This is a genomic window from Bradyrhizobium sp. HKCCYLS3077, assembly GCF_051167555.1.
Taxonomy (GTDB): Bacteria; Pseudomonadota; Alphaproteobacteria; order Rhizobiales; family Xanthobacteraceae; genus Bradyrhizobium.
On the sequence record NZ_JBNPTH010000003.1, the window covers coordinates 477,908 to 499,656 of the forward strand.

Genomic DNA, 21,749 nt, shown 5'->3' on the forward strand with positions numbered 1-21,749 from the left:
TCGTCATTCCGGGGCGATCGTCCGCGCGCGCCGCGCGTGGACGATCGAACCCGGAATCTCGAGATTGGCTTGCGCAAGACAAGCTCGAGGTTCCGGGTTCAAGGCCTGCGGCCTTGCCCCGGAACGACCGTCGTTCCGAGTGAAGAGATCGGTCTCTACTACGCGCTCAGCGATCGCGGCAGTCGCGCCGACGGACGCGCTGCGATCTCGTCGGCGATCTCGCGTGCGGCGGCCAGCGTCGTCATCGTCCGTTGCGCGAAACTCGGGTTCTCCGCCGGACAGTCCACCCGGCAATGCGCGCCGCGACTCTCGCGCCGGCTCCAGGCGGCCGTGGCGATCAGCAGCGCTGCCGTCGCCATGTTGCGCAGGCACGGATCGGCGCTGTCCCGCTCCGTCTTGGCGATCAGGGTGATGGCCTCCGCGAGCCGCTCCTCGTCGCGGAGGACGCCGACCTGAGCGGTCATCATCTCGCGCAGCGCCTTCTCCGTCAGCGGGCACGCCGCATCCCCCGACCGGACGAGCGCGGCGTCATGCAGCGCAGGGGGAGGCGCGAAGGTCCGGCCCGCGATGTCCTCCGCGATGCGCCTGGCGAACACCAGGGCCGCCAGCAGCGCGTTGCCGGCAATGTGGTTGGCGCCATCGGTCGCGGTGGCCGCGACCTCGCCCGCGGCCCACAGGCCCTCGATCGAGCTGCGCCCGCGGCCATCGACCGCGATGCCGCCCATGTGGAAATGCGCGGCAGGGGCCACGGGAATCGGCTGCCGGGTGGGATCGAGGCCGGCGGCAGCACATGCCCGGTGCAGCATCGGATAGCGCTCGGCGACATCGTCATCGAGCACGTCGCGCGCGTCGAGAAAAGCACCGCGCCCGGCCATGATCTCGGCCATGATGCCGCGCGCGACCGTATCGCGCGGAGCGAGATCGACCAGCGGATGGCGCGGCAGCATGAAGCGCTGCCCGCGCCGGTTGACCAGGATGGCGCCGGCGCCGCGCAGGCTCTCGCTCACGACCGGTGCCGGATCGTGACCGCTCGCCATCGCCGTCGGGTGGAACTGGACGAACTCCGGATCGGCGATGATGGCGCCGGCCCGTGCCGCGGCCGCGAGGCCGGCGCCATTCGCGTGCGGCGGATTGGTCGTCACGGAGAACAGATGCCCGATGCCTCCGGTGGCCAGCACGACCGCCGGCGCAGCGATCAGCAGCGGCGGGGAGGTCTTCTCATCCGCGCGGCGCAATTGCACGCCGCGCACGACCCCATCTTCCGTGACCAGCGCGTCCACGACGTGGCCTTCGATCACCCGGATCGAAGGCGTCGTGCGAACGGCTTGCGACAAGGCGGCGATGATCGCCTGTCCGGTGAAGTCGCCGCGCACGCTGAGGATTCGCGGCGTGCCATGGGCCGCTGTGCGAGAGGTCGCCAGCCTGCCGTTGTGATCGCGATCGAAGGCAACGCCGAGGCGCGCAAGGTGCTCGATCCGCTCCGCAGCCTCGCGCGCGAGGTCCAGCGCGGCGGTCGCGTCGACCAGGCCACCGCCGGCCGCGATCATGTCGGCGGCGTGCGCCTCGGGGCTGTCGCCGGCCGCAATCGCCGCGGCAATATCGGCCTGCATCGTCGCGCCGAACGAAGCCTCGCCAAGGGATGTCGCCGAGATCAGCGTGACCGGTTGCGGTGCGAGTGCCAGCGCGCAGGACAGTCCAGCGACACCTGCGCCGACGATCACGATGTGGCCTGAGGTCTCGATCCGATCGTGGTCCATGAGGCAGTCCAAATTCCACATTGCGTGCGCATCTGTACCTCCGCACCTGTTAGTTCTTCTTCAGAGACTTCCCTCGCTGTTTAGCCGTGTTTGGCGATAAAACGCCGCCGTTCTGAAGGTCGTTCGCGCAAGGGCTGAATCATCGGCAAGCACTCGCGTTGCAAGAGCCGAATGTTCCGCCGTTGGAACTTCACCTCGCATGACTCCCGCTCATGAGGAGGCTCCGCATGATTTTTTTCATGGCTGGGTTCCGGCTTTTGAGCTTGGGGGATCAATGCAAATGCATTAATCCGAAGCGAGCAGCCGGATGACGCGGCGCATTCGGGGGAGACATTCATGTCGATACAGGCAGGCGATCTCGCATCAGCCCGGACCCAGAGCTGGCGTACGCCGCTCGTCATCATCATCTGCGGCTGCGCCATCGCGCTGCTCAGCTTCGGCCCGCGCTCCAGCCTCGGCTTCTTCGTGCAGCCGATGAGCCGGGAATTCGCCTGGGGCCGCGACGTGTTCGCGCTCGCGGTCGCCGTGCAGAACCTGTTGTGGGGGCTCGGCCAGCCGCTCGCCGGCGCCATCGCCGACCGCTTCGGCGTCATGCGCGTGATCTGCGTCGGTGCGCTGCTCTATGCCGGCGGCCTCTTGATGATGCGCTATTCCTCGTCGCCGCTGTCGCTGAACATCGGCGCCGGCGTGATGGTCGGCTTCGGCCTGTCGGGCTGCTCGTTCAATCTCATCCTGTCAGCGTTCAGCAAGCTGCTGCCGCCGGAGCGGCGCGGCGTCGCGCTCGGCGCCGGCACGGCAGCCGGCTCGCTCGGCCAGTTCCTGTTCGCGCCCTTCGGCGTGGCGATGATCGACCAGTTCGGCTGGCAGAGCGCGCTGATGGTGTTCGCGACGCTGATGCTGTTCATCGTGCCGCTGTCGCTTGCGGTGGCGACGCCGCCGGCCAGCGAGGCCAAGCCGACGGAGGCCGAGCAGCAGTCGTTCACGACGGCGCTGATGGAGGCGTTCGGCCATCGCTCCTACGTGCTGCTGGTGCTCGGCTTCTTCACCTGCGGCTTCCAGCTCGCCTTCATCACCGTGCATCTGCCGGCCTTCCTGGTCGATCGCGGCCTGTCGGCGCAGGTCGGCGGCTGGGTGATCGCGGCGATCGGCCTGTTCAACATCATCGGCTCGCTCAGCGTCGGCTGGCTGCAGAGCCGGCTGCCGAAGCGCTACATCCTGTCCTTCATCTATTTCACCCGCGCGCTGGCGACGCTCGCCTTCATCTCGTTTCCGGTCACGCCGGCCAGCGCGATCGCGTTCGGCGCCGTCTCCGGTCTCGCCTGGCTCTCCACCGTGCCGCCGACCTCGTCGCTGGTCGCGATCATGTTCGGCACCCGCTGGCTTGCGACACTCTACGGCTTCGCCTTCGTCAGCCATCAGGTCGGCGGATTCCTCGGCGTCTGGCTCGGCGGCTTGGTGTTCGAGCGCTACGGCTCCTACACGCCGATCTGGTGGCTCTCGATCCTGTTCGGCGTGCTGTCGGCCCTGATCAACCTGCCGATCGTCGAGAAGCCGGTGGCGCGCGCAGTCGCAGCGACCTGAGTTGCGCGTCCGATCCGATCGGCTAAACATGGCCTGAATCTTCAAGAGCTCAGGGAGTGACGCTGTGGGAACGTTCAAGGCGATCCGGATCGACAAGGCCGACAAGGGAACGACCGCCACGCTGACGCAGTTCGACGAAGCCGAGCTGATGGACGGCGACGTCACCGTGAAGGTCGAATGGTCCGACCTGAACTACAAGGACGGGCTGGCGCTGACCGGCAAGGCGCCGGTAGTCCGCCGCTTTCCGATGATCGCCGGCATCGACTTCGCCGGCACGGTCGAACAGTCCAGCCATCCCGCATGGAAGCCCGGTGACGCCGTGATCTGCACCGGATGGGGCATGGGCGAGACGCATCTCGGCGCCTATGCCGAGAAGGCCCGGGTCAAGGGCGACTGGCTGGTGGCCCTGCCGCAAGGTCTCTCGGCCCGCGACGCGATGGCGATCGGCACCGCCGGCTTCACCGCCATGCTCTCGGTGCTCGCGCTGGAGAAGCACGGGCTGACGCCGGCGAGCGGTCCGGTGGTGGTGACGGGGGCCGCGGGCGGTGTCGGGTCGGTGGCGATCGCGGTGCTCGCCAAGCTCGGCTACCATGTGATCGCCTCGACCGGGCGCTCCACTGAATCGGACTACCTGAGGTCGCTCGGCGCGGCCGAGATCATCGACCGCAACGAGCTCTCCGGAGCCGCCAAGCCGCTGGCGAAGGAGCGCTGGGCCGGCGGCGTCGACAGCGTCGGCTCCAACACGCTGGCGAACCTGCTGTCGATGACCAGATATGGCGGCGCGGTCGCAGCCTGCGGCCTGGCCGCCGGCATGGATCTGCCGTCTTCGGTCGCCCCATTCATTTTGCGCGGGGTGTGCCTGCTCGGCATCGATTCGGTGATGTGCCCGTTGCCGGCCCGCAAGGCTGCCTGGTCGCGCCTCGCAACCGACTTGGACCGGTCAAAACTGTCTGAAATTACTCGCGAAATCGCCCTGGATGAGGTCGCCTCGCTGGGCCCGCAGATTCTCGCCGGCCAGGTTCGCGGCCGCACCGTGGTAAGGATATCCTGAACTTGTTCAGACTTTTCAAACCATGCTGCTCCATTGTTGCCATGAATGGTATGGTAAGCATGGGGTAAAGATACCGCCTTACCCGCTGTGTGGGGTTAAGTGGGAGTTTGATGCATGCTCGGGCGATTTTTGCTGGGAACCCTGACGGCTGGCGCCGTGGTCGCTCCCGCGCTGGCGGGGTCGATGACGGCCGACGAGGCACGCAAGTTCGTCGCCGGAAAGGTGTTCGCCTTCACCTGTGTCGACGGCACGCGGGGCGCGGGCCGCATTCTTGATGACATGGGCGCCGCCGGCGCTGTGCAGTTCTCGGGCTCGGGCCCGGTCCGTCACATTCGCCTGCCCGGCAACACGCTGCAGATCCGTGGCCAGAACGTTTGTGCCTCGATCAAGGGCATGCCGTTCGAGCCCTGCTTCAACCTCGACAAGAAGGATGAGCGCAGCTTCCGCGGCTCGGTCTCCGGACTCGGCGCCTTCGCGTATTGCGACTTCCAGCACCAGGGCGGTGCCACCATGCTGATGGCGCGCGCCGTGGCCCGCCCACGCGCGGCGCGTGCAGCCGCGCCTGCTGCCGATCCGTCGCACACGGAGGTTGCCGCGCGGGTGGAGACGCCGCGCGTCGAGCGCAGCAAGGTGGAACCGGTGAAAACCGAATCCGCGAAGTCCGCGCCGAGCAAGTCTGAAAACGCGAATGCTGACGGTGCGTCTGAACTGCGTCGCTCTACCGATTAGTTGTTAGTTCACTCATCGATTGAAAAACACGTCGCGGATTAACATGGATCAATCTGCGACGACGCTAGCGCACGCTAGTGGTCATTGCGCCGTAGTCGTACGGACAGTTGGATTCATGCCTCGGTAGCGACTCATTCTGCAGTTTGCGACCGGGGGGGTGACCCAATCGAAAGGGTCGGTAATGTCGCTTTATTTCTTCCGGATCAGCCAGGGCCGATATTCTGGTGCTGCTGATCAGCCTTACGAATTCGCCAACCGGGAATCCGCCTGGAACGAACTGACGGCCGTCTGCTCCGATCTCATCGGCGGCATCTCCAAGACGTTGCAGCAGGGCACCGAATGGCAGATGGAACTGCTGGACGAGGCCAAGCAGCCCGTGTTCCGAATCCGTCTCGTCTCCGAGGCCGTCACCTGAGTTCAAGCAGCGATCGCGCGCGCCGCGTCATGCGGATCGTCGGTGCGCCGGGACGCTGTTGCTCTGCGCCAGCGGCTTCCGCGATGTGATGTCGTCGAGGACGTCTCGACGCCCCTCTCCTTTCTCCTATCTCTCTCGAGGTCACCGCGACGGCGCCACGTCGATGTCGCCGTCGGTGCGATCGCTGAGATCTTCCAAAGCTTGTTTGGAGCAACCGGCGAACTGCGATCGTGACCGTCGCAGACGTCCTGATCTGACATGTTCGCGAACCCAGTGATTGTTCTGGTTGTACTATTAACTCTCGCTTCATCAAGGTTGGTATACCAGATGTTGCAAGAGCGTCGGGCGATGATCTGCGAGTTGTAACTCATCAGGATCCGTGTGCCACGATGGTAGAACAAGGAACGGTCATCAAACACCGCTCGCGTCGCGACGGTGATTGTTTTATTTGCATTGTCAGTAGTCCTACGGCTTCCCCATTAACCTCCGATAAGGCGCTTTCGCGCCCAATGGCATCGTCAGATCGGAACCGGAGCTTCGATTGATTCGAAGTGCTCTGACGTCGACGCAGTGCAGACCTGGTCGTTTCAGGCAGTCTTTTTTGCACTGCAAAGAAAGCGGTCGAACCCGCAGCCAGCTGAGGTCACCCGTGTCCAGAATGTCCATTCGCTCGAAGATTATATCGGTCATCGCGTTCATGCTCGTGACAATGGGCGGGCTTGGAGCGCTGGCCGTCGTCAGCATGCAATCGATCAATGCGAACACGGTCGACATCGCAACCAACTGGTTGCCGAGCGTGCGCGCGATCGGCGAGCTGCGCTCAGATATCAACCTCCTGCGTATCGCACTACGCGCGCATGTCATGTCGGATACGGCGGAGACCAAGCAGGCCGCCGAGAAGCGCGTGAACGGGATCCTCGAAACGATCAACAAGGATCGGAAGACCTACGAGCCGATGATCACCTCGGCCGAGGAGCGGGCGATCTACAACAACTGGGTACAGGCCTGGGAGAAGTATGTCGTCGCCGTCAAGCAAGTGATGGACGAATCGAACAAGAGCGTCGGGAGGATGCCGCGCGAGGCGACCGAGCTGCTGGAGAAGTCCGCGGCGGCGATCGCGCGTGACGCCGACAAGTATTTCATCCAGGACATCGAGTTCAACAACAAGGGCGCGGAGACTGCGACGCGGCAGGCTGCCGAGAGCTTCTCGCGCGCGATCTGGCTGGTGGTGTCGATCATCGTCGCGGCCGTGATCGCCGGAGTCGCCGTCGGCTTCTATCTCGTACAAAACGTCTCGCAGGGTATCGCCTCGATCATCAAGCCGATGCAGGAGCTCGCGAAGGGGGACCTCTCCGCCGAGGTGACACATCGCGGCGAGCCGACCGAGATCGGCGCCATGGCCGATACGTTGCAGGTGTTCAAGGAAGCGCTGATCGCCAAGAAGGAAGCCGACGATCACGCCGCTGCTGATGCCCGGGCGAAGATCGAACGCGGCCACCGCGTCGACAACATCACGCGGCAGTTCGAGGCGACCATCGGCGAGATCGTGCAGACGGTATCGTCGGCCTCGACCGAGCTCGAGCATTCGGCGGGGGCTCTGTCCTCGACGGCGACGCGCTCGCAGCAGATCTCCACTGCGGTTGCCGCCGCCTCGGAGGAGGCTTCGACCAACGTGCAGTCGGTCGCGTCCGCCACCGAGGAACTGTCGTCGTCGATCACCGAGATCAGCCGGCAGGTGCAGGAATCGGCGCGGATGGCGACCGAAGCCGTGGACCAGGCGCGCATGACCAATGATCGCGTCAGCGAGCTGAGCAAGGCCGCAGCCCGCATCGGCGACGTCGTCGAGCTGATCAACACGATCGCCGGCCAGACCAATCTCCTGGCCCTCAACGCGACGATCGAGGCGGCGCGCGCCGGCGAGGCTGGCCGCGGCTTCGCGGTCGTCGCCTCCGAGGTGAAGGCACTGGCCGAGCAGACCGCCAAGGCGACCGACGAGATCGGTCAGCAGGTCTCCGGCATTCAGGCGGCGACGCAGGAGTCCGTGGGTGCCATCCGCGCGATCTCCACCACCATCGAGCGGTTGTCGGAGATCTCGTCCGCGATCGCCGCGGCGGTGGAAGAGCAGGGTGCCGCGACGCAGGAGATTTCGCGCAACGTGCAGCAGGCCTCGCAAGGCACGCAGGAAGTCTCGGCGAACGTCGTCGACGTGCAGCGCGGCGCGTCGGAGACCGGTCAAGCATCGGCGCATGTTCTCTCGGCGGCGCAATCGCTCGCCACCGACAGCGACCGGTTGAAGCGCGAGGTTGCCTCGTTCCTGGAGTCCGTGCGCGCGGCCTGACAATTCGGCGGCTCTCGCCGCCGCATTGTTCCGTAGTAGTACGTAGCCGACCATTAACAGAAGTTTGCGGAGAAAGCGGCAATCTGCGCGACAGCAGATGCCGCTTTTTGTTTGCGCAGATGCACCGGTCGCCACGACGACGTCGTGACCTGGCAGATACGGCCGGTTGTTAGAGACGATTCTCTCGGGAGATCAACGGACGTGTCCAAGCTTTCCATTCGCATCAAGATCATCGCCGTCATCACGTTCATGCTGATCGTGATGTCCGGCATGGGCGTGTTTTCGTTGCACAGCATGCGGGGCATCAACGCGCGGACAGTCGACATCGCCACCAATTGGCTGCCCAGCGTGCGCGCGCTCGGCAATCTGCGGGCCGACATCAACGTCTACCGGCTCACGCTCCGCGCCCATGTGATGGCGCAGACGCCGGAGGCGAAGGCCAGCAACGACAAGCGCATGGCCGATACGCTGGCGAAGGTGAAGAAGGACATCAAGACCTACGAGCCGCTGATCTCGTCGGCCGAGGAGCGCGGCATCTACGAGAATTGGACCCGGGCGTGGGACAAATACATGGCCGAGGTCGAGAAGGTGCTCGAGTTCTCGCGCAAGAACGTCGGCAAGATGCCGGATGACGTCGAGGCGCTGTTCAAGCCGGCCGGCATTGCCTCCGCGGCGTCCGAGGAATTGTTGGTCAAGGCGATCGACTTCAACGACAACGGCGCGGAAGCGAGCACGCGCGATGCGGCGGACAGTTACAACAGCACCTTCTGGCTCGTGACCACGATCATCATCGCCGCGGTCGCTGGCGGCATCGCCGTCGGTCTCTATCTCGTCCAGGACGTCTCGTCTGGCATCGCCTCGATCATCAGGCCGATGCAGGCGCTCGGCCAGGGCGATCTCTCGGCCGAGGTGCCGCATCGCGGCGAGCCGACTGAAGTGGGCGCGATGGCGGATACGCTGCAGGTGTTCAAGGAGGCCTTGATCGCCAAGCGGGACGCCGATGCGCTCGCCGCGCGCGACGCCGAGGCCAAGATCGAGCGGGGCCGCCGCGTCGACAACATCACCCGGCAGTTCGAGAATACGATCGGCGAGATCGTGCAGACGGTATCGTCCGCGTCCACCGAGCTCGAGCATTCCGCCGGCGCGCTGTCCTCGACCGCGACGCGCTCGCAGGAGATCTCCACCCAGGTCGCGGCCGCGTCCGAGGAGGCGTCGACCAACGTGCAGTCGGTCGCCTCGGCCACCGAGGAGCTGTCGTCGTCCATCACCGAGATCAGCCGCCAGGTGCAGGAATCCGCGCGCATGGCGCAGGAGGCGGTCTCGCAGGCGCGCCAGACCAACGATCGCGTCGGTGAGCTGTCGAAGGCCGCGGCACGCATCGGCGACGTGGTCGAACTGATCAACTCGATCGCGGGCCAGACCAACCTGCTGGCGCTCAACGCCACCATCGAGGCGGCGCGCGCCGGCGAAGCCGGCCGCGGCTTCGCGGTGGTGGCCTCGGAGGTCAAGGCACTCGCCGAACAGACCGCGAAGGCGACTGGCGAGATCGGCCAGCAGATCGGCAGCATTCAGGCGGCGACGCAGGAATCCGTCGGCGCCATCCGCGACATCTCCGGCACCATCGAGCGGCTGTCGGAAATCTCCTCGGCGATCGCGGCTGCGGTCGAGGAGCAGGGCGCTGCGACGCAGGAGATCTCACGCAACGTCCAGCAGGCCTCGCACGGCACGCAGCAGGTGTCGGCGAACGTCGTCGACGTGCAGCGCGGCGCGACCGAGACCGGCCAGGCGTCGGGGCATGTGCTCAACGCCGCCAAGTCGCTGGCGACCGACAGCGACCGGCTCAAGCGCGAGGTCGCCTCGTTCCTGCAGTCGGTGCGCGCGGCCTGACGATCATCCTGCCGGCAGCAGCAGGCGGCGCCTGCTGCTGCCGGCGGAACAGCACCTTCTGGTACAGCCAGCCGATCGCGACCAGCACCAGGCCGAGGCCGATGAAGGACAGCGCCCGCCAGACGCCGGTCAGCGCGGACATGTCGACCAGGAAGGCCTTCAGGATGGTCAGCGCGATCACGATCGCCGAGGCCAGTCGCGCCCGCTGCGACGACACCACGATGCCGATGCCGAGCAGCACGACACCAAGGGCGAGCCAGGCGATCGAGTAGGTATACTGCTCGGCCGCGCTGGTGACGCCGCTGGTCAGGTCGGGGCCGTGATAGATCCGGCGGATCTCCAGGCTCACATAGGCCAGCGCCATGATCAGCGCGCCGGCGGCCAGCGTATTGCCATAGGCCGGGGGGCGCCGGCCCGCGACCGCGTAGGACAGCAGCAGCATCAGCACCGCGGGGAAGGCGTAGGCCAGGATCAGGATGTTGAGCACGCCGCCCTTGATGGTGACGTCCGAGATCATCGGGTTCTCGAACAGCAGCAATCCGAACAGAGTGGCGCCGCCGGCGAAGCCGGTCAGCATCACGGCGCCGACATTGTGCACGATGCTCTGGCTGCGGACGCGCAGCCGCTCCAGCCCGATCGCCAGCGCCAGCGCGACGCAGACGTCGAGCCCCGCTTCGGCCAGCGACGGCACCGCCAGCATGTCTCCGTCATTGACGGCATGGCGGATCTCCAGGAACGCGAGCAGCGTCGTGAACAGGATCGCGGCGGCCTCGACCGCGCGCAGCGGCGCATCGTCGCCATAGCGGCGCATCAGAATGCTCGCGCCCCAGAACGAGGCGGCCGGCACGCCATAGCCCCACAGCAGCCAGTTGAGGATCGGCGTGGTGCCGACATCGGCGCCGACGATGCGCGGATCGTAGCCGATCCGGAGCACCACCAATCCGGCGAACACGGCGGCCAGCGTGCGCAGGAACGGGATCGGCCGGTTCTCGAATATCCAGGCGGTGCCGAGCGACATCAAGGCGAGCGAAATCGTCAGCCAGCCCTTCTCCAGCGCAAAGGTCAGCGCCAGCGCCAGCGCCGCCAGCGTGCCCGTGGCGAACAGCGCGATCGAGGCGGAGAGTCCCGGCCGCTCCTCGCGCCGCGTCAGGAGCTCGGTGGCGACCGCGAACGCAGCCGCCAGCACGACCGCGACGATCGCGAACGGGATCGAGCGGTCGAGATGAGCGATGCGGGCGTAGAGCGCGACCAGCAATGCGATCGGCGTGAACACGCCGGCGGCCGACCACACCACCGGCACGGCGGCATTCTGCGAGCGCCCCTGCGCCAGGAAGCCGGCGCCGCCGAAGCTGATCGCGAAGATCGCCGCGGTCACCAGGTGCCACGACACGGATGCGCCGAGCGGGTTCGGTCCCATGTCGGGCAGCGCGCCACCCGGCAGCACCAGCAGGTCCGGATTGTCGCGCAACGCCCATTCGGCGAACACCAGGAACACGGTTCCGGCCGCCGCCGCGACCGCACCGGTCGCGCTCGGCGCACGCCAGGCCACCGCGAGCGTGGCCGCGATCAGCACGGTGAAGCCGATCAGCGCCAGGCCATCATGGAAGCTCGACAGCACGACCAGCATCGCGCCGAGCAGATAGACGGCGAGACCCACCGACGAGATCGGCTCGACCTCGTCATTGTCGGCCGCCGGGCCGAACAGGAAGCCGCAGACGACGATCAGCGCGGTCAGCGCAAAACCTGCGACGACGTGGAAGACATGCGGCGCGACGGTCTCGACGCCCGCGTCGAGGCCGGGCAGGGTCCACAGGAACGACAGCCCGATCGTGGTCATCGCCAGCCAGCGCCACAGCCGCACCCGTGCCAGCGCAAACGCAGCTGCGGTGACGATGGCGAGATAGATGTACAGCGCCCAGTAGTTCGGCTGTCCGGTGGACACCAGCACCGGCGTGGTGAAAGCTGCGACGAGGCCGAGCCCGGCCAGCGCCGGGCCGTGCAGCAGCGCCGCGGCAAGTGTGCCGAGCGCGACCGCGCCGAGCAGCACGAAGGCAATCGCCGGCGCCAGGAATTCATACAGCGCATAGGCCGCGTAGATGGTCGCAAACGCGACGGCCGTGCCGGCCGCGGTCAGGATCGCCGGGATGTTGGCGATCGGCAGCGCCGCGATCTGCGAGATGCTTTCCTTGCGCCGGGTCCATTCGCCGGCGGCGAGCAGGGCTGCGGCAAACAGCGCGCCGAGCGCCACGCGGACCTCGGGGCCGACCAGGCCGGCCTCGATCGAATAGCGCACCATGAAGAAGCCGCCGAGCGCCAGCGTGAGCCCGCCGATCCACACCACCCAGCGGGTGCCGATGCGCTCCTCGAAGCCGGCCGAGGCTTGCGGCAGCGGCGGCGGCGCGAACGGCGGGGCCTCGGCGACGGTCTCGTCGTCCCTCGTTGCCGCAGGCTGCAGCGTGGGCTCGGTCACCTCGGGCAGCGGAGGCGGCACGGGCGGGGCTCCGTGGGCGTCCCACAGCGGGCTCAGCGGCGGTCCGCCCGCCAGCGGTGCCTCGCCGGAGCGGGCCTCGAGCTTGGCGAGACGCGCCTGGACCTCCCTCAGTCGATCGGAGGTCTTGCGCGCGAAGGCGAGCGCCGCGAACGCGATGAGGAGGGCAATCCAGTCCAGTGGCCAATCAAACATCACGCCTGGGAGTCCTGAGTCGATGGCGCCCGCCGGCGTCATGGGAGAGGAGAGAGAGGCCATGTCGGCCCCGGAGGGATGCGCAGCGAATCGACGGCCGGCCCGCGCGCGCCGCCACGATGGCTGCAGTTCCATGAGTGTCAAACGGCGCGGCGCAAGTTCAACCGGCGCCGGTGCGCAGATACTCGGCTTTCGCCCCTGCGCGCGCCCTGCCGATGCAATGTCGTTCCGGGGCACGCGAAGCGTGAACCCGGAACCCAGAGGTTGGTGGCTTGGTGGATGCCGCGATGAGATCAGCCATCTCGGGATTCCGGGTTCGCCGCTGACGCGGCGCCCCGGAATGACGGGACCAAGCTCACTCCAGATCGATCCGGAACGGCGTGCTGTCCACCATCATCGCGCCGGGTCCGATCGCTTCCAGCGCCCGGATCATGCGGCCTTCGCGCCCCAGCGCCCGATCCGCGAGGCTGACCAGCAGGCGGTTGGGCGAGGCGATCGGCGAGGCCTGCCGGATCGCCCAGGCGATGTCGAGCTCGTCGCGGTGCGGGTTGAGCGCGCAGGCCGCGGCGAAGGCGCTCGCGGTCGAGCGGCTGATGCCGGCGTAGCAGTGGATCACCAGCGGCGCCGCGCGGTCCCAGCCGCGCACGAACTCCAGCACCTGCGTGACGTGCTCGTCGCACGGCGCGACGAAGCCCGGCATGTGCTCGGTGATGTCGTCCACGGAGACCCGGAGATGGTTCTCGGGAAGGATCGTCTCGGGCCGCCGCACCTGCTCGACATTGGCCATGATGGTCAGCACGTGGCTGGCGCCGGTCAGGCGCACGGTCTCGGGCAATGCGGCAAGCGAACAGACGTGGATCATATCGGGCCTTTGAAAGCTCGATTATACGATCGGAAGCGGCAGGGCAAAAGCGGCTTCGAGATGGCTGCCGTCAGGCCGGCGCAGCGGGGGCGGGCGGCCGTCAGCGCGTGTTCCTGAGCTGCCGCAGCTCCTGGCGGACCAGATGCGCCTTGACCTCGATCTCGGCATTGAGGCGCTCGACCTGCTCGAGCACGCGCTCCCGGCTCGGCGAGGCGATCTCGACCGGCTTCTCCGACCAGGGACGGCGCACGAGCAGGGCCACCATGGCGACGGCCACGGCGGTCAGGAGCGGGAAGCTCATGGCAAAAAGCTGGTGCGTGGTCATCGAAGACCTCCCAGGATCCACTGGCCCAGCAAATGTAAGAGCACTCCGGTCACAATGCAAACCACGCCTGAGCCGTAGATCAGGCCGGCCGGGGTATTCTGCGGCAGGACGCCGTAGACGAACTGCGCGAGCGGCACGAACGTTCCGGCGGTGACGATGGCGGTCGCCAGCGTGTTGAGCCAGTTGGCCGTCAGCTTCAGCCGTTCGTTGCGGCGTTCGTCCGGCGTCAACGGCATGGCCGTCAGGACCCCAGCACCAGGTTGAACCGGGTCAGGAACCGCTTCTCCGCCTTGGCCGCGCTCCACGGCGTCAGATATTCCGTGACGGTCGCCTCCGGCAGGCCGGGGTCGCGGCCGAACAGCTTCCTCGCCTCGCTCTCGGAAAAGCCGGCCAGTCGTGTCGCCTCCAGATAGGCCGCGCCGCGATCGGCCGCCTTGATCTGGCGCTCGATCTCGGGCGCGACCTCCGCCGGCAGGCCGAAGCGGATGTGGATCGCGCCGAGCAGCCGTTTCTCGACGCTCTTGTAGCTGCCGCCAAGCACCGCCTTGAACGGCGAGATCATGTCGCCGATGACGTATTCCGGCGCGTCGTGCAGCAGCGCAGCGAGCCGCAGCTTGGCATCGATGTTCGGCTTCTTCGCGCGCATCACCGTCTCCACCAGCAGCGTGTGCTGCGCGACCGAGAAGATGTGGGCGCCGGACGTCTGCCCGTTCCAGCGCGCCACGCGCGACAATCCGTGCGCGATATCGGCAATCTCGACGTCGAGCGGCGAGGGATCGATGAGGTTGAGCCTGCGGCCGGACAGCATGCGCTGCCAGACGCGGTCGTGCCCGTTGTCGGGCGTCTTGGTCGTCATTTGATCTTGAGGCGCGGGGCGCGGCGCTTGCCGCTGCAGGTCTCGTGGCAGAAGCAGGTGACGAGATGGTCGTTGACCATCCCGGTCGCCTGCATGAAGGCGTAGACGATCGTGGGTCCGACGAACTTGAAGCCGCGCGAGGACAGCTCCTTCGACATCTTGATCGAGAGCGGCGTCGAAGCCGGCACGCTCGCCGTGGTCTTGAACTGATTCACCTTCGGCGCGCCGTCCATGAAGCCCCATAGCAGCTTCGAGAAGCCGGGGCCCTTGTCCTGGATGTCGAGCCAGGATTTCGCGCTGAGGATGGCACCCTCGATCTTGGCGCGGTTGCGGACGATGCCGGCATCGTTCATCAGCGCATGGATCTTCTTGTCGCTGTAGCGCGCGATCTTCTCCGGCTGGAAATCATCGAAGGCGCGGCGGAAATTGTCGCGCTTGCGCAGGATCGTGATCCACGACAGCCCGGCCTGGAAGCCGTCGAGGATCAGCTTCTCGTAGAGGGCGCGGTCGTCATACTCGGGCACGCCCCACTCGGTGTCGTGATAGGCGACATAGAGCGGATCGCTGCCCGGCCAGGGGCAGCGCGTCAGACCATCAGGATGGACGACGGCGGCGCGGCCCATACGATCCGCTCAGGCGACCGTTTGTTTCGGCGCGCCCTGCAGCGCGTCGGGATCGGCGATGCGCAGCGTCAGCCCGCCAGCAGTGAGCGGCGTGCCAGCCTCCATGGCTTCCGCGGCGCGATCGATGCGCAGCAGCGCCAGGCCCTTCTGCGCAGCGGCCGAGCCCATCGTGCCGATGCTCTTCTCGCCGGCCAAGATCGGCGTGCCCGGCTCCGGGCTCGGGCCGTCGATCAGCACCTTGGCGGTGCGTGTCCGCGTGGTGCCGCGATGGTGCATGCGGCTCACCACCTCCTGGCCGACATAGCAGCCCTTGCCGATGTCGACGCCGTGCAGGCGGTCCATGTTGGTCTCGTAGGGAAAGGCGTCGCCATACATGAAGTCGAGCCCGCCGCGCGGCACGGCATGATCGATCCGATGCGCCTCGTAGTCTGCGGCCGCGACAATGTCGGCGCCGAGTCCCGCCGCGATCTCGGCGAGCTCGGCCTGCGGCGCGATGACGCGGTCACCCATCGCCTCGTGACGCGGATCTCTGAAGCAGAGATCGAGCGCCGCACCGGGCGTGCCGTCCCACACTGCGATGACACCCACCTGATCCGACAGGTTGGCGACCGTCAGCTTGGCGCGCAGCTTGTACAAATTGAGCTTGTCCGCCAGCGCCTGCGCCAGCGCGCGCGGGCAATCCAGCAGGAAGCGTTCACCGGCCTCGCCCGTGGGCGCCTGCGCCACCAGGAAGTCGATGATGATCTTGCCCTGCGGCGTCAGCAATGCCCCGAACCGGGCCTCGCCCGGAACGAGCTTGGTGACGTCCGTGGTGACCAGTCCGTTGAGGAACTTGCGTGCATCGTCGCCGCTGACCTGGACCACGCCCCGGTCGTCGAGAAACGTCGCTTTCATTCGAAAAACCTCTTGCGACACGCCGCACCGAAACGTAAGCCGCCCTGGCTTAAACCACAAGGCTGAAACGCTGCACTGCGGTGGCTTCATCCTAAAGATCAAGCCGCGCGAGGCCTGGCAGGCCAGCAAATGGGCAGGCGCGCAGCATGATCGATCTGTCTCCGATGAATGCGGAGAATGAAATCCTAGAGGGGTTCATGAGCCAGCGGTTCGACGTCATTCTGAAATCCGGCACGGTGGTCAATCAGGACGGCGAGGGCGTTCGCGACATTGGCATCACCGCTGGCCGCATCGTCGAGATCGGCGATCTCGGCGCGGCTTCGGCCGCCGAGATCATCGACTGCAAGGGCCTGCACGTGTTGCCCGGCGTGATCGACACCCAGGTGCATTTCCGCGAGCCCGGCCTGACCCACAAGGAGGATCTCGAAACCGGCTCGCGCAGCGCCGTGATGGGCGGCGTCACCGCCGTGTTCGAGATGCCCAACACCAACCCGCTGACGGTCACCGAGGAGGCGTTCACCGCCAAGATCGAGGCCGGCCGGCACCGCATGCATTGCGACTTCGCCTTCTTCATCGGAGGCACCCGCGAGAACGTCGAGCAACTGCCGGTGCTCGAGCGCGCCGAGGGCTGCGCCGGTGTGAAGGTGTTCGTCGGCTCCTCCACCGGCTCGCTGCTGGTCGAGGACGATGACTCGCTCCGCCGCATCTTCCAGGTCATCCGCCGTCGCGCCGCGTTCCACGCCGAGGACGAATACCGCCTCAACGAGCGCAAGGGTCTGCGCGTCGAGAACGATCCGCGCTCGCACCCGGTATGGCGCGATGAGGAGGCGGCGCTGCGCGCCACCCAGCGCCTGGTCAATCTTGCCTACGAGACCGGCAAGCGAATCCACGTGCTGCACATCTCGACCAAGGAAGAGATCGTCTATCTGCGCGACCACAAGGACGTCGCCACCGTCGAGGCGACGCCGCATCATCTCACTCTGACAGCGCCCGAGTGCTACGAGCGGCTCGGCACCTATGCGCAGATGAATCCGCCGGTGCGCTCGGCCGACCATCGCGACGTCATCTGGTGGGGCGTCCACCAGGGCATCGTCGACATCCTCGGCTCCGATCACGCCCCGCACACCGCCGAGGAGAAGGCCAAGACCTATCCGGCCTCGCCCTCCGGCATGACCGGCGTGCAGACGCTGGTGCCGATCATGCTGGACCACGTCAATGCCGGCCGGCTGTCGCTGCAACGTTTCGTCGACCTCACCAGCGCCGGCCCGGCTCGCATCTACAACATCGCCCGCAAGGGCCGCATCGCCGCCGGCTACGACGCCGATCTCACCATCGTCGACCTCAAGCGCAGCGACACCATCACCAACAAATGGATCGCCTCGAAAGCCGGCTGGACGCCGTATGACGGCGTGCGCGTCACCGGCTGGCCGGTCGGCACCTTCGTCCGCGGGCAGCGCGTGATGTGGCAGGGCGAACTGCTGACTCCGGCGACTGGCGAACCGGTGCGCTTCATGGAGACGCTGCGGCCGTAACGGCGCTTACTATGTGCTCCGTCATTGCGAGCGCAGCGAAGCAATCCAGAGTTCTTGCTGGGTCCTGGATTGCTTCGCTGCGCTCGCAATGACGCGGAAGGAGCATCGCGCTTCGGATGATCGGCTCGTAACCCGGATGAGCGCAGCGACATCCGGGTTCACCAACACAGCAGGCGAGACCCCGGATGTCGCTGCGCTCATCCGGGTTACGCGGTTGCGACAAGGAGGCTGGCGCGAGCGCACCTATCGAAATCGGATCCCGGCTCTTTAACGCACGGACGGTGCGCTCCCTCGCCCCGCTTGCGGGGAGAGGGCTGGGGTGAGGGGGACTCTCCACGAGTGCGGTGCGTGGAGAGTCCTCCTCACCCGGATTGCATCTTTCGATGCAATCCGACCTCTCCCCGCAAGCGGGGCGAGGTATGATCCCATCGCTGCGCTCGCAATGACGCGGGAGCTGATACGACAGTCCCGCAGCTATTCACGCGAACAGCTTGTCGATGTCGTCCTGGGAAATCGCCACGCCCACCCGCTTGGGGCCTTCGAGCAAATCGGGCTCGGTGCTCGGGGCGGCGACCTCGGCGGCCATCCGCGCCAGCTCCTCTTTTCCCCACATGCGGACCAGCCGGTTGATGTGCTCCTCCATGAACTTCAGCGACTTGACCACGCGCGTGATCCGCTGCCCGGTGAGGTCCTGAAACGCACAGGCCTCGAACACCTTGTTGGTGCTGTCGACGATCTCGTCGCTGACCGCCGCCACCGTCGGGTCCTTGACACCTTGCAACTTCCCGACGCTGGTGCTGATCTCTTCCATGCTTTCGAGGATTGCGTTCCCGGCCGTCTCCGTATTCTCGACGATCGCGTCGAGGGTATCGGCCATGCTCGCGAAATTGTACTTGCTGTCGCCTTGAAGAGCGGCGAATTCCCGTCGCATACTGCTGAGGTGACCGAACATCTCGACCAGGAGCGTCTTCAGCATCCTCTCTTCTTCCGGCGCAATCATCAGCAATCCCCAGCTGTTCCCTAACGTTTCCTTAACCGAAGTCTTCACGCGGCAGCATCAAGCTCCGCCTGCTCGTCCGTGACGGCATGTCGGACCTCGTTCTGGCGATGACCAGGTCGCGACACGGAGCCGAGTTTTCGCGTCAGCTCGAATCGGTACTGTGATCAGGTCGGTGAAGATCAGCGGCTCAGTTTTTCCCATTTTCGTTAAGGGCGGATGTTCAATCATGCCCAAGGCCTTCGAATGGTGAAGGATTTCTGACGCGACTTGGCGGCCGGGCCGCCTGACAGGACACGTCCGTCCTTGCGTCGAACGAGGTATGAGCGGTTGCTGCTCCGCGCCGCCCGACGGGCGAATCAGTGCGCGACTTGGTCAGGCGGGGCGACGATCTCGATCACGGCGACGACACGCAACGCATGCGCCGAATCGGAAAGTTGGCGCGTTGCTTCAATGGCATCGCGCTCGCAGCACCGCGTCGGCGGAAGAATGGTCTTTCTTTTTTCCAGAAAATGTGTCACTCCTCTCGCATCCCGCCTCAACGAGAGGGGCGTACGCGCGGTCGTCACGAGACGCGAGGCGGGCAGGCGGTGGCCGTGTCGGGTTGCAGCGTGGCTTGTCCGCGCGGACGAACAATCTCGATGCGGACGTGAAGCCGTGTGGTCCTGGCCTCCCGATGCCGAGGTCAAGCCTGCTGTCGATGCGAGAGCGTCGGCGCGGACGATGGGGGCAAGACAGCCGGTCCCCAGGGAGAGCACGGAGTAAGCGTTAAACCCATCGCGCAGGGAAGGCTGGGCTCATCCGGCTGCACCTGTGGTTCCTGCCCCGTGCATTCTTGTTCGCACGGGGGCCATGGGCGTCAGCCGACGCCCAGCCTTTCCTGCGCCCTCGATTTGCGAGGGCCGAACGTCGGCCATCGCTCGGACGCAATCGGCGCCGCGAGGACGATGAAACGTGTCCTGTGCTGTTTGAAGACGTGAAGAAGGCGCCAGCTCACGCTGCTGACGTTGCGCGGCTGCGGGGCCGTGACGCCGCCGCGTCCACTGCTGTCATCCCCGCGAAGGCGGGGATCCAGGTCTCACCGCCTGTCGTGATCAACCGAGAGGTCACGGCGTACTGGATGCCCGCTTGCGCGGGCATGACGATGTGAGTTGTGGCGTGAGTCGTGAGACGAACGCGGAGCGCGATGGTGGGCACGGCGCCGGCGACAGCGCGGCATGATCCGCAGGCGAGGCGGGCGCGCCTTTGCCCACCTCCAGCCGACGCGAACAGCCTACTGCGTCGCGCGGGCCAGCGAGAATTCGCCGTTGCGGATGCGCTCCGGAAACCCCTCGACGAAGGTCGCGACCGCGTCCTCGCCATAGGTCGTCACGAGCTCGGCGAGGGCGGCGAACAGGCTGGCCTGGGCCAGGCAGTCGCCATCGACGCCGTCATGGCGCGCTTCCGCCCAGGCTTCGTTGAGATAGCTGAGCGCGGCCTGCTTCTGCTCATGGTCGGGCAGGACGTCGGGGAGGGCGCTGAAGGGTACGGGGAAGCTCATTGAATTCAGTCTGGCGGTGCGCCGCGGCGCAAGGAAATCCAAGCGCGGGCGCGCCGGACAAGCGAGGTTTAACACGCGCGGCGGGAACGCCTAGGCCAGTTCTTTAGGAAAGGTTAACAAGGTTAACGCAAACGTGGATAACGCGCCGCGGGCCTCAATTGGCGTAGCGCGCCGTGAGGTCGCGCGAGATCTTCGAGCCCTCGTCGATGTAGCGGCGGATGGCGACCATGGCGGCCGGCGTGCAGGTCCGGTAGGTCTGCTGGAAGCCGTTATAGCCGCGGTTGAAGCCGGCGATCATGCGGGCGCGGCGCTCGCCCGACGGGGTCTCGGCGTCGATCAGCGCCTGCATCTGGTTGCGCCATTTGGCGCCCTCGTTGCTGCCGCAGATGCCGCGGAGGTAATGCAGTGTGCCGAGAATCTCGGCCAGGCGCTGCAGATCGCCATCGAAGGGCGCAGCCGCATCCTGCGCCCGCACCGGGGCGGCGGCGCAGGCCATGACGAGCATCAGGAGGGCCAGGAGGCGCTTGGAGAGCATCGGGAACACGTCCGTGATATGCCTGTGCCCAGCGGCGGACGCAAGGCGCCTACAGCAGCGCCCGGGCCGCGGCAATGATCTCCGGCAGCCCCTCGGTCAGCACCAGGCCGTCCAGCGCGTCGGGGACGCGCCATTGGGCATCGTCCAGTTCCGGATTGAGCTGCGCTTCGCCGGCAATCCAGCGCGCCGCGAATGGCAGGATCACGTAGTGGCCGCCGCCGCCCGCGGCCGGCAGAACCTCGCGCCAGCCGGCGAGGCCGATGATGGCGATCGAGAGCCCGGTCTCCTCCATGACCTCGCGGGCCACGGCCTCGTGCAAAGTCTCGCCGAACTCGACCCGTCCGCCGGGCAGCGTGTAGACGCCCTTCGCCGGCGACCGGGCGCGACGCACCAGCAGCAGCCGGTCGTCGCGGAAGATCGCGGCGCTCACAGCGAGTTGGGGAGGAGACGGCGGCGTGGCGGTCATGCGAGGCGCTCCGGCTGGGGCATGCACTCTACCGTGAAGACCGCGGCGCGCGCAGCGTCGTTCTGGTCAGAAGCTGGCCATGATCGCGTCGACGGCGTCGACCTCGTCGACCTCCGCCACCGGTTCCGGATCGAACTCGATGTCGCCGTTGATGATGCCGCCAGCCTGGGCCACCAGCGGCTTGACCCAGCCCGCGGCCTGTTCGGCGAGCGCGGCCTTGGTCTTGTCCTGCTTGGCCTCGCGCATGGCGCTGCCGACCGCGAGCAGGATGTCGGTCATGGTCTTGGTGAGATGGTCGAAACGATCGCGAATCGACGGATCGGCCTGTTCATAGGCCTCGATCACGAGATCGCGGGCCTTGAAATTGGTGTGCGTGAAATGTTCTGGATAGGTCAGCGGCGACCACGCCAGGAAATCCTCGGCGCATTCCGGGATATCGGGAATCATTTCGAGCAGCATCACGGCTTCGTTGAAATGATTCAGATAGTCGGTGGCGAGACCGGTGCGCGGATTGATGTTCGCGGCGCGCAGGATCGCGGCGCGCGCGGGATCGATAGCGCTGCCGGCCGGTCGTTGGGTCGTGCGATCGGACGGCACGGATTGGGTCGCAACTGCGGTCATCGGGCTGCAGTGTTGGCAAACCGAGTTAAAAGGTGCTGAACACACGACGATTTGAGT

General features: G+C 66.4%; 21 protein-coding genes. 7 read left to right on the top strand and 14 right to left on the bottom strand.

What is annotated here, in order from left to right; genetic code table 11:
- Positions 1-158: 158 nt before the first annotated feature.
- On the bottom strand, positions 159-1,757 hold the full coding sequence (locus tag ACQR0Z_RS14030; protein WP_434918986.1) for an L-aspartate oxidase: 1,599 nt from the start codon (positions 1,755-1,757) through the stop codon (positions 159-161).
- A 336-nt stretch (positions 1,758-2,093) separates the two neighbouring features.
- On the opposite strand from ACQR0Z_RS14030, the gene ACQR0Z_RS14035 reads away from it, so the two are divergent.
- The 6 genes from ACQR0Z_RS14035 (at position 2,094) to ACQR0Z_RS14060 (ending at position 9,758) form a co-directional block, all read left to right on the top strand.
- Positions 2,094-3,338: an MFS transporter gene (locus ACQR0Z_RS14035; protein ID WP_434918987.1), complete on the top strand. Its 1,245-nt coding sequence runs from the start codon at positions 2,094-2,096 to the stop codon at positions 3,336-3,338.
- 64 nt (positions 3,339-3,402) lie between these two features.
- Complete coding sequence (acuI, locus tag ACQR0Z_RS14040) at positions 3,403-4,389, top strand: acrylyl-CoA reductase (NADPH) (protein WP_434876922.1); 987 nt, start codon at positions 3,403-3,405, stop codon at positions 4,387-4,389.
- A gap of 114 nt (positions 4,390-4,503) precedes the next feature.
- The gene (locus tag ACQR0Z_RS14045) at positions 4,504-5,118 is read left to right on the top strand and encodes a hypothetical protein (protein WP_434876921.1); all 615 of its coding nucleotides are present in this window, start codon (positions 4,504-4,506) and stop codon (positions 5,116-5,118) included.
- Positions 5,119-5,299: 181 nt separating this feature from the next.
- Entirely contained in the window at positions 5,300-5,533 is a 234-nt protein-coding gene (locus ACQR0Z_RS14050) for a DUF6894 family protein (protein WP_434876920.1), read from the top strand.
- Positions 5,534-6,182: 649 nt separating this feature from the next.
- Complete coding sequence (locus ACQR0Z_RS14055; protein ID WP_434918988.1) at positions 6,183-7,871, top strand: methyl-accepting chemotaxis protein; 1,689 nt, start codon at positions 6,183-6,185, stop codon at positions 7,869-7,871.
- A 201-nt stretch (positions 7,872-8,072) separates the two neighbouring features.
- Positions 8,073-9,758, top strand: coding sequence for a methyl-accepting chemotaxis protein (locus ACQR0Z_RS14060; RefSeq protein WP_434918989.1), 1,686 nt, complete (start codon positions 8,073-8,075; stop codon positions 9,756-9,758).
- Here the strand turns inward: ACQR0Z_RS14060 and ACQR0Z_RS14065 are convergent.
- The 7 genes from ACQR0Z_RS14065 to ACQR0Z_RS14095 form a co-directional block, all read right to left on the bottom strand.
- Complete coding sequence (locus ACQR0Z_RS14065) at positions 9,712-12,441, bottom strand: DUF2339 domain-containing protein (RefSeq protein WP_434918990.1); 2,730 nt, start codon at positions 12,439-12,441, stop codon at positions 9,712-9,714. The two genes, ACQR0Z_RS14060 and ACQR0Z_RS14065, sit on opposite strands and share 47 nt — an antisense overlap.
- A 355-nt stretch (positions 12,442-12,796) precedes the next feature.
- On the bottom strand, positions 12,797-13,303 hold the full coding sequence (locus ACQR0Z_RS14070; protein WP_434857019.1) for a tyrosine phosphatase family protein: 507 nt from the start codon (positions 13,301-13,303) through the stop codon (positions 12,797-12,799).
- A gap of 100 nt (positions 13,304-13,403) precedes the next feature.
- Positions 13,404-13,628, bottom strand: a complete 225-nt coding sequence (locus tag ACQR0Z_RS14075) for a hypothetical protein (protein WP_434857018.1) — start codon at positions 13,626-13,628, stop codon at positions 13,404-13,406.
- Positions 13,625-13,864, bottom strand: a complete 240-nt coding sequence (locus ACQR0Z_RS14080; RefSeq protein ID WP_434857017.1) for a hypothetical protein — start codon at positions 13,862-13,864, stop codon at positions 13,625-13,627. Before ACQR0Z_RS14080 ends, ACQR0Z_RS14075 begins: the two co-directional genes overlap by 4 nt.
- 5 nt (positions 13,865-13,869) lie before the next feature.
- On the bottom strand, positions 13,870-14,484 hold the full coding sequence (locus ACQR0Z_RS14085; RefSeq protein ID WP_434857016.1) for a YfbR-like 5'-deoxynucleotidase: 615 nt from the start codon (positions 14,482-14,484) through the stop codon (positions 13,870-13,872).
- A complete protein-coding gene (locus ACQR0Z_RS14090) occupies positions 14,481-15,107 on the bottom strand; it encodes a DNA-3-methyladenine glycosylase I (RefSeq protein WP_434857015.1) in 627 nt (208 codons plus the stop codon). The genes ACQR0Z_RS14085 and ACQR0Z_RS14090 overlap by 4 nt, the downstream gene beginning before the upstream one ends.
- A 9-nt stretch (positions 15,108-15,116) precedes the next feature.
- Positions 15,117-16,001, bottom strand: coding sequence for a YgfZ/GcvT domain-containing protein (locus ACQR0Z_RS14095; RefSeq protein WP_434876916.1), 885 nt, complete (start codon positions 15,999-16,001; stop codon positions 15,117-15,119).
- A 197-nt stretch (positions 16,002-16,198) separates the two neighbouring features.
- Here ACQR0Z_RS14095 and ACQR0Z_RS14100 point away from each other — a divergent pair, with 197 nt between their 5' ends.
- Positions 16,199-17,533 (top strand): dihydroorotase, encoded by a 1,335-nt coding sequence (locus tag ACQR0Z_RS14100; protein WP_434918991.1) that lies wholly within the window; start codon positions 16,199-16,201, stop codon positions 17,531-17,533.
- Between the two features lie 478 nt (positions 17,534-18,011).
- Here ACQR0Z_RS14100 and ACQR0Z_RS14105 read toward each other — a convergent pair whose 3' ends face one another.
- From ACQR0Z_RS14105 to ACQR0Z_RS14130, 6 genes are all read right to left on the bottom strand, one after another.
- Positions 18,012-18,533, bottom strand: a complete 522-nt coding sequence (locus ACQR0Z_RS14105; protein ID WP_434857247.1) for a protein phosphatase CheZ — start codon at positions 18,531-18,533, stop codon at positions 18,012-18,014.
- Positions 18,534-18,889: 356 nt separating this feature from the next.
- On the bottom strand, positions 18,890-19,051 hold the full coding sequence (locus tag ACQR0Z_RS14110; protein WP_434878800.1) for a hypothetical protein: 162 nt from the start codon (positions 19,049-19,051) through the stop codon (positions 18,890-18,892).
- Positions 19,052-19,803: 752 nt separating this feature from the next.
- Entirely contained in the window at positions 19,804-20,070 is a 267-nt protein-coding gene (locus ACQR0Z_RS14115) for a hypothetical protein (protein WP_434857011.1), read from the bottom strand.
- Positions 20,071-20,224: 154 nt separating this feature from the next.
- The gene (locus tag ACQR0Z_RS14120; RefSeq protein WP_434857010.1) at positions 20,225-20,605 is read right to left on the bottom strand and encodes a TIGR02301 family protein; all 381 of its coding nucleotides are present in this window, start codon (positions 20,603-20,605) and stop codon (positions 20,225-20,227) included.
- 49 nt (positions 20,606-20,654) lie between these two features.
- Complete coding sequence (locus tag ACQR0Z_RS14125) at positions 20,655-21,071, bottom strand: NUDIX hydrolase (protein WP_434918992.1); 417 nt, start codon at positions 21,069-21,071, stop codon at positions 20,655-20,657.
- A 66-nt stretch (positions 21,072-21,137) separates the two neighbouring features.
- Positions 21,138-21,692, bottom strand: coding sequence for a hypothetical protein (locus ACQR0Z_RS14130; RefSeq protein WP_434857008.1), 555 nt, complete (start codon positions 21,690-21,692; stop codon positions 21,138-21,140).
- Positions 21,693-21,749 lie beyond the last annotated feature (57 nt).